This window comes from Haloarcula sp. S1AR25-4 (assembly GCF_031624555.1).
In the GTDB taxonomy this organism is placed as follows: domain Archaea; phylum Halobacteriota; class Halobacteria; order Halobacteriales; family Haloarculaceae; genus Haloarcula; species Haloarcula pellucida.
This window is the reverse complement of record NZ_JAMQOR010000002.1, coordinates 401,280-415,606: the sequence shown is the minus strand read 5'-3', so window position 1 is coordinate 415,606 and position 14,327 is coordinate 401,280. Positions and strand designations below refer to the sequence as shown.

Genomic DNA, 14,327 nt, shown 5'->3' with positions numbered 1-14,327 from the left:
GGTGACTCGACAGGCAGCGGCTTAAAATCACACGGCCGGTCGTGATACGTGTGGTTCGTGATGGCGCCGGCGTCCCGAATCACGCCGACTCCGGTCCCGCCGTCAGAAGATATTGGCTTGCTGGTAGACGCTGATGCCGTCCATGGTTATCTCGTAGGGTTTCGTCTCTCGGGAGTGATTCGCGTTCCGAATCTTCTGAATCTCGACGGCGAGACGGGTCTCGCGGGTCTCCGAGCGGACGTACTGAAGGATGAACACGCCGTCGGTCAGGTACTCGATGACGCCGTAGCGGGAGGCGTAGGGGTTGTCTTCGTTGGCTTCGGAGGTGAGCATCGTCGTCACGCCGGCGTCCTTCAGCGACCGCGTGAAGTCGAACACCTCGGTCCGGCGCTTCGAGGGCTTGTCGTACATCATCTCGAGCAGCGAGACGGAATCAAGCACCAGTCGGTCCGCGCCGAAGTCCTCGATGAGGTCCGGGAGTTCGCCCCGGATGTTGTCGAGACTGTTCGCCATCTCGACTGGGTCTAAGTCGATGACGGCCAGTCGACCCTCGGCCTCGTACTCCTCGAACCCCCACCCACGGTCGTCGGCGGTGTCCATGATGGCCTCGTGTGACTGTTCGAGCGTGATGAACACGCAGCTCTCGCCGTTCTGGAGGCCGTGGTGGAGGAACTGCAGGCCGAACGTCGTCTTCCCGGTGCCTGCCGACCCGATAGTGACGAGGAGGTGTCGACGGGGAATCCCGCCCTGTATCATCCGGTCGAGCCCGTCGATACCGACGTCGATGCGCGGGATGTCGGAGTCGAAGTCCTCGTCCTCGAAGTCGGCGCCACCGCCGCCACCGGGGTCACCGGCGGACTCGAAGGCCGACGCGAAGTCGTCGTCGAACAGCCCGTCGCCGCCGGATTCGTCGAACGGGCTGTCGCCACCAGCGTCCCCGAACGGGCTGTCGCCGCCAGCGTCCTCGAACGGGCTATCGCCGCCAGCGTCCCCGAACGGGCTGTCGCCGCCAGCGTCCCCGAACGGGCTGTCGCCGCCAGCGTCCCCGAACGGGCTGTCGCCGCCAGCGTCCCCGAACGGGCTGTCGCCATCAGCGTCCTCGAACGGACCGTCGTCACGCTCCGCGTCGGTCGACTCCTCGCGCTCCGTGTCGTCGGCGTCGGTATCGTCTTCGGGTTCGCTCTGGACAGCGCTCTCGAACCAGTCGTCGTCCCGTCGCTCGTCGTCACTCATCGCCCCGACCACCGGCCACAGACCCGGGCCATGGAGTGACGTTCTCGCCCAGATAAATATAACCTTGCCGTCGTGGAGGGTTTATACCCGCCCGCGGGAAACACACGGGCAATGACCGTCGGTATCGTCGCCCAGCGAGACAACGACCGGGCGATGTCGCTCGCAAGCAGGCTGACCGGCCGCCTCGCCGAGGTGGGGGAATCGGTGGCCGTAGACCAGACGACCGGAGCGGCCTTAGACGACCACGAGGCGTGGGACGCATCACAGCCGTCGAGTCGTCCGGTCGAGGAGATGCGTGATTGTGACCTCGTCGTCAGCATCGGCGGGGACGGGACTTTCCTCTATGCCGCCCGCGGTGCCGGGTCGACGCCGCTCATGGGCGTCAACCTCGGCGAAGTCGGCTTTCTCAACGCCCTCGCGCCCGAGGAGGCCGTCGAGACGGTGGTCGCCGAGGTCGAACACATCCAGAAGACCGGCAGTGCCCGCACGCGAGCGATGCCGCGGCTACGGGCCAGCGGCCCCGGATGGACGCTCTCTCCGGCGCTCAACGAAGTGGTCGTGCAGGGGTCCCACCGCGGTTCCGGCGGTGGCGGGACGTTCGAGGTGCGCGTCGACGGGTCGCTGTACACCAGCGGGCACGCCGACGGGGTACTCGTCGCGACGCCCACGGGGTCGACGGCGTACAACCTCAGCGAGGGCGGGCCGCTCGTCCACCCCGACGTCGCGGGCCTCGTGGTGACGGGGATGGCCGAGGTCGACGGGATGCCGCCACTGGTCGTCGACGCGGACAGCGACGTGGTCGTGACGCTGACGGATGCAGAAAGTGGCGTCGTAGTCAGTGACGGACGGGTCCGCGAGGAGATAACACCGCCGGAGCGCGTGACGCTGTCGCGGGCGAGCGAACCGATCCGGCTGGCCGGGCCACCGCTCGATTTCTTCACCGCGCTGGGGAAACTGGGTTAGCGGCGGCCAACGGCGTAGAGGACCGGCGCGACGGCGAGCAGTACCAGCCCGAACAGTTTGTACTGGAACGACGAGGCGAGGACGCTGCCGGCGTTCGGTTCCATCGCTGCTGCGGGCGTGATGAGGAGCAGGGCACCCATCGCGATGGTGTGGACGCCCAGCATCCGGAGCGAGCGCATCGGGAGGATGCCGACAGCGCCCACGACGAACCCCAAGAGCAGGATATCACCGATGGTGTAGTTCAGCAGGAAGCTGTCGATGACTTGCAGCGGTGGCGCGAGCATTCCTATCCCGAATCTGGCCGTGACGCAATCTTTAAAGTTCCGTTCCGTCACCGCTCGTTGGCACACACCGAGACGGCCCTCGACACCGCTCCCGACCGGCAGTACCGGGACTCAGACGGTGACGAATAGTTATATGTACGCAGCTAGCAGTAGATAATATCGTGTCAGACTCCACTGCGGATGCGACCGTTCTCGTCGTAGACGACGAGGAAGAGGTCGCAGACGTCTATGCGTTGCGTCTCCGCAACCAGTACGAGACAGAGACGGCCTACGGTGGCGAGGCCGCACTCGCCCGGGTCGACGAGGACGTCGACGTCGTGCTACTGGACCGACGGATGCCAGACATCTCTGGCGACGACGTCCTCGCGGAGATACGGGACCGCGACATCTCGACCCGCGTCATCATGATAACGGCGGTGGACCCGGACTTCGACATCATCGACATGCCGTTCGACGACTACCTCTGTAAGCCGGTCGATAAATCGGACCTCGTGGCGGCTATCGACCAGCAACTGGCCGCGCGCCGGTACGATGACAGACTCGCGGAGTATCTCGAAGTCACGTCGAAACTCGCGCTGCTGGAAGGCGAGAAGACTCCGCAGACACTCGAAGACAGCGACGGTATCGAGTCGCTCGAACGACGTGTGGAGGAACTCAAATCGGAGATGGACGAGGCGCTCTCGGAGTTCGAGAGCATCGACACCGCGTTCAAAGAGATCGGCCGCCGGCCGAGCTAACTCGCTCAGTCGTCTAGCGGAGTGTAGAGGACGTACCCGCTCGTCTCGGAAGCGACAGTCCTGAGTCGGAACGACGCCGCCCCACTGTCAGTCTCGCAGGTGACGACGGCGTCGAACCCGTCCGTGTCTAGCTGTGTTTCCGCCGCCGTCTCGGCACCGGTAACGAGCACTGCCTCGGAGAGTGGTGTCCCCGCCAGTTGGTCGGCCGGAACGCCGAACGTCGCGGCGAACGCCTCGTTGGCCGCTCGAATCACCGGCCCGTGACCCTCGTTCGCGTAGTAGAGGACGGGATCCGGGTGACCGTCAAAGAGGTCCGCTGGTTGTGGCGCCGGCACGGACGAGTCGTCGACGTCGACGGTCATCGTCTCGTCCGCTATCTCGGCGTCGTCCGCAGTCTGGAGGAAGTGAACCACGGCGCCGAGACCACCGCCGAGTGCGACGCCGAGACCGAGTCCGACCGTTCGCGAGACGGGGAGATCAGCTACTGTGTCGACCCCGAGTATGAGCACAGCGAGCGTTATCGCTCCGGCGCCGATGTAGCCGACGACGACAGCGAGGCTCCCGAATCGTCCGGACGCCGCGGCGCCGTTACCGGAGGTGTCGTCCATCCTACTTCGGAGTCGACGGGCCACGAGTTAACCTTTTTCGAGACGCCGCCGGGCGATAAGACATATGCGTCTCTCCGTCCTACTGGAGGGACGTGTCCCCCGGCACAGACAGACGTGGGCATGTCCTGATTGTCGACGACGAACACGACATCGCGGACACACAGGCGCTTCGACTCCGTGAGCGCTACGAGACGAGCGTCGCGTACGGGGGCGAGGCGGCGCTGGAACTGGCCGGACCGGACGTGGACGCGATTCTACTGGACCGTCGGATGCCGGACGTACACGGTGACGAGGTCCTCGACCGACTCCGTGAGCGAGGCTACGAGGGCGCTATCATCATGCTGACGGCCGTGGATCCGGATCTGAACATCCTCGAGATGGCGTTCGACGACTACCTCAGGAAACCGGTCGACCGGGAGACCTTACTGTCGACGCTCGATCAGCATCTCGACTCACCTGGTGAGGACGAGCGACTGGACGAGTTCTTCGAGATAACGTCGAAGATAGCCGTGCTGGAGGCCGAGAAGTCGGTGTCACAGCTCGAAGACAGCAGCGAGTACACCGCGCTCAAAGCGCGTGCCGACGAACTGGAGTGGCAGCTTCGGACCGAACTCGACGACTTCGACGACATCGTCGAGACGTACCGCGATATCGGCCGAAACTCCGGGTAATCAGAAGGGGCTCAGTCCGTCGCGAAGTAGCTTGAGAGCGATGATTGCGAGCAACAGGCGTACACGGTGCCTCGGTCGGGGAGGCGTCGACGTCGCTGGTCTGCCGTGACGTCGACGAGACCGGATGGCTACGACTCGGTGTGGTCCTCGACCAGCAGTTCGTTTTCGATGTAGGACTCCATGGCCTCGCGCATCTGCGGGAGCGGGTTGTCGTCTCGCGTCGCGTTCTGGAGCGTGATTCCCTCTAGCGTGGTCAACAGGAACTGTGCGGTGCGTTCGGCGTCGACGTCTCTGAACGCACCGTCCTCGCGACCCTCCTCGATGAGGGTGGCGATACGGTCGGTGAACTTCTGGTCCGTCTCCGTGAACTTCGCCCGAAAGTCCGGGTTACGGACTGCCTGTGCCCGCAATTCGACGTACGTCGCCAGTATGTCCTCTTGTTCTGGCATCCCGTCGACCGTGGGAAAGTCCCCGAGGAGGAGGCCGAAGAACGTCTGGAGGTCTGTCGCCGGGTCGCCGGTCGACTCTAGCTTGAAGATGCGGTCGAACTCTTCGAGGGTGAACTCGAGGAACGAGAGCAGCAGATCCTCTTTCCCGTCGAAGTGGTGGTAGAACGTCGACTTGCTGAGGTCTGCCTTGTCGGCGATACGCTGGATAGAGAGTCCTGCGTAGCCGTGTTCTTGCAGTGCACAGAACGTCGCACGCATTATCGCCTCGTGCGAGTCCTCGGGTTCGCCCGCGAACGGAAGCGCGTCGGTCATCCCGACCGAATATTCGTTTGGTAGACTAAAGTGCTTCGTACCAGTCGGTAACCGGAACGTTGATATTTGACCGAACGTTCGTTCGATACGAGATGACCGATAGGTGGTTCGGGTTCGACGACCCTAAAGGCCCGAACACGGACTTGCCCGTCCCAACGATCCCCGTATCGGCTGACGAACTCCCCTCTATCACTGTCCCCACGCAATGAGATTCCGAACACCACTGACGCTGATCGTCGTCGCGCTCTTGCTATCCGCCGGTACCGCCGCCGCCGCGGTGAGCGGGAGTCCCGACATCGACGTGACGTTCGCTGACAACACCGTCTCGCCGGGCGAGGAGACCACGCTCGACGTGGTCCTCGTCAACAGCGGCGACCTCGACTCCGGATCTGCGAGCAACCCGAGCCTGAACAGCGAGGTGACGACTGCTCGCGGACTGACGGTCGACGTGAAATCGGGCGGTGCGCCGGTATCCGTCACGACCTCCCGGCAGTCGCTCGGGACGCTCCCACAGGGGCCCTCGAAGACGGTCTCGTTCGACGTCAGTATCGACGAGGACGCAAACCCCGGCAAGTACCAGATACCGGTGCAACTGGCGTACGAACACACGAGCTATATCTCCGAGAGCGACGGGAGCCGCGACGAGAACGAAGTCACGCGAACCGCGATGGTCACGGTTCACGTCACCGACGACGCGACCTTCGACGTGACGAACGTCGAGTCCAACGCCCGCGTCGGGTCGACCGGCACGGTCGCCGTCACCGTAGAGAACACGGGCAACGAGGTCGCGCGTGACGCCGCCGTGACGCTCGCCAGTCGGAGTGGCGACCTCGGCGTCGGTGGCGGCACGGAGAGTTCGCGGTACGTCGACGTCTGGGAGACCGGCGAACAGCGGACCTTCCGGTACCGCGTGAGCGCCTCCGAGAACGCCGAATCGGAACCCTATCAGTTCGACCTCTCGGCCACGTTCGACGACGCGGACGGCGCCCGAAAGCAGTCCGTCGGCTCGTCGGTCGGTATCGCGCCGCAGCCAGAACAGACGTTCTCGGTCGTGAACACGTCGAACGCCGTCGCGGTCGACAACACCGGTTCCTACGCGGTGACCCTCCGAAACGACGGTCCGGTGACGGTCCGCGACGCGACGGTCACGGTCACCTCACAGAGCTCCGATATCACCTTCGGTGAGTCGAGTTCGACGACGCAGTACGTCGGAACGTGGGCACCCGGCGAGACCCGGACCGTGGTCGTCGACGCGACGGCCAGTCCCGACGCCGAGACGCGCTCGTATGCCCTCTCCACGTCGGTCCAGTACGAGGACCCGGAGGGTGACGCGGGCGTCGACGAGGGCCTCTCGCTGGGCCTCCAGCCCCAACCGGAGCAGCGGTTCTCCTTCTCGAACGTGACCGCAACTCTGCAGGCCGGTGAAGACGGTCGCCTCGAAGCCACGCTGACCAACGACGGTCCGCGTGCGGTCAGGAACGTCGTCCTGAACTGGAACAGCGATCACAGCAACCTCTCGCCACAGGAGACCCAGTACGCCGTCGGGAACCTCGAACCCGGCGAGTCAGCGACGGTGGATTTCGGCGTCGACGCCTCAGAGAACGCCGACGCCGGCCCGCGACAGTTCGACTTCACCGCGGTGTACCGGGACGACAACGGTGACCGCCGTGAGAGCGATACGATGGAGGTCCGGACCGACGTCGCGGCCAGCGAGGACGAGTTCGACATCGAGTCCGCCAACACGACGGTCGACGCTGGCGGTACGGCGACCCTCGAACTCACCGTGACTAACGCGGAAGACGTGCCGCTGACCGACATCTCGGCGAAACTGTTCGCCGATTCGCCCATCTCCGTCACGGACGACAAGGCGTACATCGACCGCCTCGAACCCGGCGAGTCGACGACGCTGCGCTTCGGTATCAGCGCGAGCGGCGGGGCGATGCAGAAAGATTACCCCGTCTCGCTCGACTTCCGGTACGAGGAACCCGACGGTGACACACCGGTCTCGGACACCTACCGCGTCGCCGTCGGCGTCACGTCGCAGGGCGGCGGTGGGTCGCCGCTCGCGACTATCGGCGGCGTCGCGCTCGTGGCCGTACTGGCTATCGGCGGCTACTTCAGGTTCAGATAAGATGGAGTATCAGCGGTACATCGACTGGATAGACGACCGCATCGTCGAGGACTCCCGTCGGGTCGTCGCCGTCTTCCTCGTCGCGACGCTGATCTTTACCGCCGGACTGGGCAACATCTCGACCAACGCCGGGACCTCGCAGTTCACGACGGGCCTCCCGGCAGAGGAGGCCTTCGAGCAGGTCAATCAGGAGTTCTCGCCCGCGTTCTCGCCTGACACCGGGTCGACACAGCTCATCCAGCGCGGCGACAACGTCCTCTCGAAGGACGGGCTGTTGCGGATGCTCAGGTCCCAGCATCGGCTGGAACAGAAGCCGGACCTCAGGGTGCAGAGCACCTCCAGTGCGGCCAGTATCGTCGCCACCAAGCTGGACCCGACGGCCACCTCGACCGAGGCACAGATTCGAGCCGTCGAGTCGGCCACCGAGAGCGAAATCGACGCGGCGGTCCGGACCGCGGCCGACGAGAACCCTCGATTCACGTCGCTGGTCAGTAACGATTTCAACCGTGGGTCCGCCTCGGTCTCGGCGACCATCGGCCTCGCGACCCACGAGGTACCCGCTGGCATCTCCTCTGGGTCCGGCCAGGGCGGTTCCAGTCCGCTGACGGGTATCCAGCAGCGCGCCGACTACGTCGTCCAGTCGGCGGCCCACGGCAGTATCACCGTCTTCGGGAGCGGTATCATCGCCGACGAGAACGCCCGCGTGTTGGTCGACTCGCTGTTGCTCGTGGTCCCGGCGGCCGTGCTGTTCATCATCTTCTTCCTCATCGTCGCCTACCGCGACCTCGCGGACTTGGTTCTGGGGATGGTCACCCTGCTGATGGCCATCATCTGGACGTTCGGGTTCATGGGGCTCGCGGGCATCCCGTTCTCACAGATGCTCATCGCCGTCCCACCGCTGTTGTTAGCGGTGGGTATCGACTTCGGTATCCACGCGATCAACCGCTACAGGGAGGAGCGCCAGGCGGGGGCCTCTCTCGAGAAGGCGATGCGCATCACGACCGACCAACTCATCGTCGCGTTCTTCATCGTCACCGGGACGACCATCATCGGCTTCGCGGCGAACCTCACGAGCGCGCTCCCACCGATTCGGGACTTTGGCGCCGTCGCGGCCATCGGTATCACGTTCACGTTCCTCCTGTTCGGTATCTTCCTCCCCGCCGCGAAGGTGGAGATCGACCGGCTGCGCGAGCGGTACCCCATCCCGACGTTCAGCACCCATCCGCTCGGTGAGGAAGGCGGTGCACTGGCGCGAATTTTGGAGGGCGGTATCACCGTGGCCAATCGCGCGCCGCTGGTGTTCCTCGCGCTGATGCTCCTGCTGAGCGCCGGGTCCGGCGCGTACGCGACGGACATCTCGACGACGTTCGACCAGACGGACTTCCTCCCGCCAGAGGAGAACCCCGACTACCTCATGCAGTTGCCCGAACCGTTCAAGCCGGGCACCTACACCGTCACCGAGCAGATAAACTTCCTCGAAGACAACTTCGGATCGACACAGAGCGGACAGACGACGGTGTACTTAGAGCGGCCGATGCGACAGGACGGGGCGCTGGAGTCCATCTACCGCGCTAGCGAGGACCCGCCGGATTCCTTCGTCCGGGAAGACGGCCGGGCGAAGGCGACGTCCATCGTCACCGTCATCCAGGACCGCGCTGCGCGGGACCCCGAGTTCCGCCGTCTCGTCGAGCGCAACGACGCCAACGACAACGGCGTCCCCGACGACAACCTCGGGACGGTATACGAGTACCTGCTCGACTCCTCCTCGCGCGATCGGACGCTCCAGTACCTCGGTGACGACTACCGGAACGCCCGCATCGTCTACACCGTCGAGGCCGACGCGGACAACGGTGACGTGACTGACGACACGCAGGCGCTGGCGAACGAATTCCGCTATACCGCCGTCGCTACCGGGAGTATCGTCGTCTTTCAGGCCGTCTCCAACCTCATCCTCGAATCGGCGATCACCTCGCTCGCGGTGGCACTCGCCGGGACCGGCATCTATCTCGTCCTCGTCTATCGCCTCTTCGAGGGCCGGCCCTCGCTGGGCGTGGCGAACCTCGTGCCCATCGTCGTCACCGTCTGTCTCATCGCCGGGACGATGCGGTATCTGGGCATCCCGTTCAACGCCATCACCGCGACCATCCTCGCTATCACCATCGGTCTCGGGGTGGACTACTCCGTCCACGTCACACACCGGTTCGCCGACGAGATACACCAGAAACCCCTCCAGCAGGCACTGGAGGCGACGGTCCGCGGGACCGGCGGCGCGCTACTGGGGAGCATGCTCACGACCACGTCCGGCATCGGCGTGCTGGCCCTCGCTATCTTCCCGGCGCTGGGACAGTTCGGCATCCTCACCGGCATCTCCATCGTCTACGCGTTCCTCACGTCGGTGTTCCTGCTCCCGTCGGTGCTGGTTGTCTGGGACAGCGTCACCAACTACGACCAACCGCTCCGGCGTCTGTTCGACCTCGGGAGCCCCCAGCAGCCAGTGAAACCGACCGAGGGCGACGACTGACGCGTCTGTCGGTTTTGTCTCTCGGCGACACGCCACTGAAGCCTTTATCCGGAACCACCGCTAGCCTACCGATATGACCCACGTCGTCATCATCGGCGCGTACGGGAGCGCCGGCGCGGCCGTCGCCGGCGAACTCGTCGAAGCGGACGGAATCGAACTCACGCTCATCGACAACGGCGACCCCGGCGGCGGCCTCTGTATCCTCGAAGGGTGTATGCCCTCGAAAGAGGTGCTCTCCGCAGGCGCTCACCGGTTTCAGGCCCGGCACGACCACCGACTGGTCGGCGACGTGCCGGACGTCGACCTCGAAGCCGTCGTCGAGCAAAAGAACGACCACACCCGCGGGTGGGCCGGCCACCGCCGCGACTCCATTCACTCGATGGCCGAACGCGACGGCGTCGAGTTCGTCCACGACACGGCCACGTTCGTCGACGACCACACCGTCCGGGCCGGCGGCGAGGAGTACGAGGCCGACTACGTCGTCGTCGCCACCGGGTCCTCGGTGAACGTCCCGGACCTCCCCGGTATCGACGAGGTGGAGTTCATGACGAGCAAGGACGTCCTCCACGCCACGGAGTTCCCGGACTCGGGCATCGTGATGGGCTTTGGCTACATCGGCATGGAGATGGTCCCCTACCTCGCCGAGGCCGGCGGGATGGAACTTACCGTCATCGAACACGACGACCGGCCCATCGACGAGGCCGACCCCGCCTTCGGCGACGAGGCCCGGCAGATCTACGAGGACAACTGGGACATCACGATTCCGACGAACTGCTACGAGTGTGAGTTGGAGGAGACGGCAGACGGCGGTGTCCGCCTGCACGTCGAGTTCGAGGACGGCACGGAGGACACCTACGAGGCCGACCAGCTATTCCTCTTTACCGGCCGCCGCCCGACGCTCGAAGGCTTGGGCCTCGAAAACACGTCCGTCTCTGCCGAGGGCGACTGGGTACGCGAGACGATGCAGACGGAAGACGCAGATCACGTCTACGCCGTCGGCGACGTAAACGAGAAAGAACCGATCCTCCACGTCGCCAAAGAGCAGGGCTTTACCGCCGCAGAGAACATCCTGCGACAGGAGGCCGGGGCGGAGCCACAGGCCTACGAGAACGTCCACCACCACGTCATCTTCTCGGGACTGGGCATCTACCCCTTCGCCCGCGTGGGCCACAACGAGGAGACGGCCCGCGAGGAGGGGTACGACATCGTGACGGCGACTCGGCAGGCCAGCGACGACGGCGTGTTCAAGTCGAAGGACGTCCCCGAGGGGCTCTCGAAACTCGTCGTCGACGCCGAAGACGGCACCGTCCTCGGATGGCAGGGGCTGCACTACCACGCCGACAGTTTCGCGAAGACGATGCAGATCGTCGTCGAGATGGGGCTGGACGTGCGTGACCTGCCCGACCGGGCGTACCATCCGACCCTGCCCGAGAACCTCGACGGCCTCATCCGGGACTGCGTGGCCGAACTGGACGACTAGTCCCGCATCGACGGATAGTTCTGTATCTCGACGAACCCGGATCCACCACAGGCCGCACACTCGTCCGGCGGCGTGTAACTGTGGTCCGGCGGGTCGCCGTGGACGGTGCCCGCGAAGACGGCGTGACACTGCTCGCAGACGTACTCCTGTGGTCGCTCTGGCTGGTGTGCCATGTTATGTATTTGAACCTACACGTCCATAAGCGTGTGTCCGCCGCCTGCCGGCCTCACTCGACGTCGAGGCCGTGGATTTCGAACCGCGCCCCACCGCTCTCGCTTTCGGTTATCGTGACGCGTGCGCCGTGGGCCTCCGCTATCTCCTCGACGATTCTGAGCCCGAGCCCCGTCCCGTCGCCGCTGGTGGTGTAGCCGCTCTCGAACGCGGACTCGCGCTCGTCGACGGGGATGCCGGGGCCGTCGTCGGCGACGTAGAGGCCGCTACCGTTCGACAGGGTGCCGACGCGGACGGTGACGCCGGGGTCGCCGTGTTCGACACTGTTTCGAAAGAGGTTCTCGAACAGTTGGCGGAGACGACTGTCGTCGCCCGAGACGGTCACCGTCTGGTCGGGGACGGTGAGGGTCGCTCCGTCGTTTTCGATGACGGCCCACGCCTGCTCACAGAGAGGTCCCAGTTCCACGTCGCTCGGCTCGACGACCTGATTGCCCGAGCGAGCGAGGGCGAGTACGTCGTCGATGAGCGTGTCCATCCGGGTCAGCGCTCGCTCCATTCCGACGACGTGGTCGGGGTCACCGTCGTACGCTTCGGTGAGGAGTTCGAGGTGGCCGGTGGCGACGGTGAGGGGGTTGCGCAGGTCGTGTGAGACGACGCTTGCGAAGTCGTCCAGTCGGTTGCGCTCCCGGGTGAGTTCGCGCTCGCGCCGTTCGCGCTCCAGTTCGTAGCTTATCCAGTTACCCATCAACTCAACGAGCGTGACTTCCCAGTCGGCGAACGCCTCGTGTCTGGGATTGCGGTCGTAGAAGCAGAACGTCCCGTACACCTCGTCGTCGACGACGACGGGCATCCCGACGTAACAGGCGATGCCCATCTCGGTGAAACCGGAGCGCTCGGCCAACTCGGGGGCGTCGGCGGCGATGTCCTCTATGACGAGCGTCTCCCGTTCGACGATGGCCCGCTCACAGTTAGTCGACCCGAGCGGAACCACGTCGCCCGTCTGTGTCCGTCCGGTGGGGTCGATGACGGCCTCGAAGACGTAGTCGGACCCCTCGACACGCGAGAGTGCGCCGAACTCCGTTCCGAGGGCGTCCCGGCCGACTTCGAGGAGGTGTTCGACCTTCTCCCCGAACGGGGTCTCTTTCTCGGCGATGACGCGGTACATCTCCGTGAGAATCTCCTCCCGTTCGGCGAGCGAGTCCTCCCGCTTCCGTCGAGTGGTCACGTCTCGGAAGTACACGGAGAGGCCGGTCTCGGAGGGGTACGCTCTGACGTCGAACCACGTGTCGAGGGGGTCGTAGTACGCTTCGAGCGATTCGGGTTTCTGGCTCTCCATCGCGCGGTGGTAGATGTCGTAAAACTCCGTATCGACGATTTCCGGAATGACGTCCCAGATTCGACGGCCCACCAGTCTCGAGGTGGCGTCTGTCACGTCTGCGGCCTCGCGGAGTATCTCTCGGCCGCGCTCGTTGAGGTAGGTGAACCGCCAGTTCTCGTCTAGCGCGAAGAACGCGTCGGTCATCCGTCCGAGGATGGCTTCACGGTCGGACTGTTCGGTCATCGCCGTGTGAACCCGGTCGGTCAGCGTGGCTAGCTGTTCGTCCAGTGGATCCTTGCGAACGTACTCCGTCGCACCGGCGGCGATGGCGTCGCTGGCGATAGCCTCGCTCCCGTCGCCGGTGAACACCACGACCGGCATATCCGGGTATCGGTCCCGGAGACTCCTCAGCAGGTCTACCCCGGTACCGTCCGGGAGCGTGTACTCCGTGACGAGACACTCGACGGCGTGTTCGACGACGAGTTCGAACGCCTCGGTGACGCTCCCTGCCGTCAGGACTTCGATACCGTCGCTGGAGGCAGTCAACGCGCTCCCGACTGCTGCCGCGGCGTCCGCGTCGGCGTCGACGTAGACCACACGCCGGGTGCCGTGGCCGTATCCGAGTGAGTCGTTCTCGGCCTCGGCGTCGTTCATAGCGTCCCTTAGACGTAATGCCCTAAATCGATGTGGGTGACGATTTTTCACTCAGTTGATCGGCCTTCCGGCGCACGCGCGGCCAGCACCGGCATCTCGGCCACCCGCTGGGGCGAGAGCGCCCCCCAGTCGACACCCTTCGGTCGGCCGTACGGCGTCGCTGTCTCGACGGTCCGCTCGGGCGTCACGACGTAGTCCATCGGCACGTCGTGGGCGTCGACGGGCACCTCGACGTCGGCGACGGCCCCGTCGGGCCCGCCGACCACCTGCAGTTCGTGGACGGTCGTCAGCACCGGCGTCGTCTCGGAGACGAGTCCCAGTTCCCGCAGGACCGCGTACTCCAGATCGCTAAAGCCCTCGCCTTTCCCGATGCGAGCGCCGTCTTCGGTGACCGCCACCGATCCGGACACCACGAGGTCGACGTCGCCGACGGCCTCGGGACCCACCTGTCGGGCGTGGTCGGCGACGTTCGACACCGCCGGCGCGGCCTCGATGTCGTCTAACTCGTCGGGGTCGAGTTCGTAGAAACACCGCTCCTCTCGCAAGCGCGGCACAGCCATGTAGACGGTCTTTCCGGCCCGCAGCGCCGCGCGGCGGAGCGGCAGTTGCGGCGAGTCGGGGTTGGCTTTCACCGTCTCTGCGTCCGCCCAGACGGCCGTCTCGGTCACGCGCTCTGCCGCCCGTTCGGCCCCCTCGTAGTTCGGAATCCGGTCGTGGGGTGGGAACGGGAACCGGGCGACGCCGCTCTCTTCGAGCGCGTCCCACACCGCCTCGCGAATCGCCTGCTTGTCCATG

Annotated in this window: 13 protein-coding genes; 6 read left to right on the top strand and 7 right to left on the bottom strand. The window is 65.1% G+C overall.

Translation table 11 applies throughout. The annotated features are described in order from the left end of the window. Positions 1-102: 102 nt before the first annotated feature. The gene (locus NDI85_RS10795; RefSeq protein WP_310915759.1) at positions 103-1,233 is read right to left on the bottom strand and encodes a KaiC domain-containing protein; all 1,131 of its coding nucleotides are present in this window, start codon (positions 1,231-1,233) and stop codon (positions 103-105) included. Positions 1,234-1,344: 111 nt separating this feature from the next. On the opposite strand from NDI85_RS10795, the gene NDI85_RS10790 reads away from it, so the two are divergent. Beyond that, a complete protein-coding gene (locus NDI85_RS10790; protein ID WP_188996713.1) occupies positions 1,345-2,196 on the top strand; it encodes an NAD(+)/NADH kinase in 852 nt (283 codons plus the stop codon). Here the strand turns inward: NDI85_RS10790 and NDI85_RS10785 are convergent. Next, positions 2,193-2,480: a hypothetical protein gene (locus NDI85_RS10785; protein WP_166972080.1), complete on the bottom strand. Its 288-nt coding sequence runs from the start codon at positions 2,478-2,480 to the stop codon at positions 2,193-2,195. The two genes, NDI85_RS10790 and NDI85_RS10785, sit on opposite strands and share 4 nt — an antisense overlap. Positions 2,481-2,641: 161 nt before the next feature. Between NDI85_RS10785 and NDI85_RS10780 the strand changes: the two genes are divergently transcribed. Then, positions 2,642-3,217: a response regulator gene (locus NDI85_RS10780; RefSeq protein WP_188996715.1), complete on the top strand. Its 576-nt coding sequence runs from the start codon at positions 2,642-2,644 to the stop codon at positions 3,215-3,217. A gap of 5 nt (positions 3,218-3,222) precedes the next feature. On the opposite strand, the gene NDI85_RS10775 is transcribed toward NDI85_RS10780, so the two are convergent. Further along, the gene (locus tag NDI85_RS10775; protein ID WP_229783097.1) at positions 3,223-3,825 is read right to left on the bottom strand and encodes a hypothetical protein; all 603 of its coding nucleotides are present in this window, start codon (positions 3,823-3,825) and stop codon (positions 3,223-3,225) included. A gap of 92 nt (positions 3,826-3,917) precedes the next feature. On the opposite strand from NDI85_RS10775, the gene NDI85_RS10770 reads away from it, so the two are divergent. Beyond that, the gene (locus tag NDI85_RS10770; protein WP_166972074.1) at positions 3,918-4,496 is read left to right on the top strand and encodes a HalX domain-containing protein; all 579 of its coding nucleotides are present in this window, start codon (positions 3,918-3,920) and stop codon (positions 4,494-4,496) included. Between the two features lie 128 nt (positions 4,497-4,624). On the opposite strand, the gene NDI85_RS10765 is transcribed toward NDI85_RS10770, so the two are convergent. Then, positions 4,625-5,257: a TetR/AcrR family transcriptional regulator gene (locus NDI85_RS10765; RefSeq protein WP_310915758.1), complete on the bottom strand. Its 633-nt coding sequence runs from the start codon at positions 5,255-5,257 to the stop codon at positions 4,625-4,627. A gap of 205 nt (positions 5,258-5,462) precedes the next feature. On the opposite strand from NDI85_RS10765, the gene NDI85_RS10760 reads away from it, so the two are divergent. From NDI85_RS10760 to NDI85_RS10750, 3 genes are all read left to right on the top strand, one after another. Beyond that, a complete protein-coding gene (locus tag NDI85_RS10760) occupies positions 5,463-7,388 on the top strand; it encodes a COG1361 S-layer family protein (RefSeq protein ID WP_310915757.1) in 1,926 nt (641 codons plus the stop codon). A 1-nt stretch (position 7,389) separates the two neighbouring features. Then, positions 7,390-9,909: an MMPL family transporter gene (locus tag NDI85_RS10755; RefSeq protein ID WP_310915756.1), complete on the top strand. Its 2,520-nt coding sequence runs from the start codon at positions 7,390-7,392 to the stop codon at positions 9,907-9,909. Positions 9,910-9,982: 73 nt separating this feature from the next. Then, on the top strand, positions 9,983-11,389 hold the full coding sequence (locus NDI85_RS10750; protein ID WP_310915755.1) for an NAD(P)/FAD-dependent oxidoreductase: 1,407 nt from the start codon (positions 9,983-9,985) through the stop codon (positions 11,387-11,389). Here the strand turns inward: NDI85_RS10750 and NDI85_RS10745 are convergent. From NDI85_RS10745 to NDI85_RS10735, 3 genes are read right to left on the bottom strand one after another with little or no spacing between them, the layout of a single operon-like run. Continuing rightward, positions 11,386-11,562 (bottom strand): hypothetical protein, encoded by a 177-nt coding sequence (locus NDI85_RS10745; RefSeq protein WP_188996725.1) that lies wholly within the window; start codon positions 11,560-11,562, stop codon positions 11,386-11,388. The two genes, NDI85_RS10750 and NDI85_RS10745, sit on opposite strands and share 4 nt — an antisense overlap. Positions 11,563-11,615: 53 nt before the next feature. Then, positions 11,616-13,532: an ATP-binding protein gene (locus tag NDI85_RS10740; protein ID WP_310915753.1), complete on the bottom strand. Its 1,917-nt coding sequence runs from the start codon at positions 13,530-13,532 to the stop codon at positions 11,616-11,618. 47 nt (positions 13,533-13,579) lie between these two features. Beyond that, positions 13,580-14,326, bottom strand: coding sequence for a 5-formyltetrahydrofolate cyclo-ligase (locus NDI85_RS10735; RefSeq protein ID WP_310915751.1), 747 nt, complete (start codon positions 14,324-14,326; stop codon positions 13,580-13,582). Position 14,327: the final 1 nt, after the last annotated feature.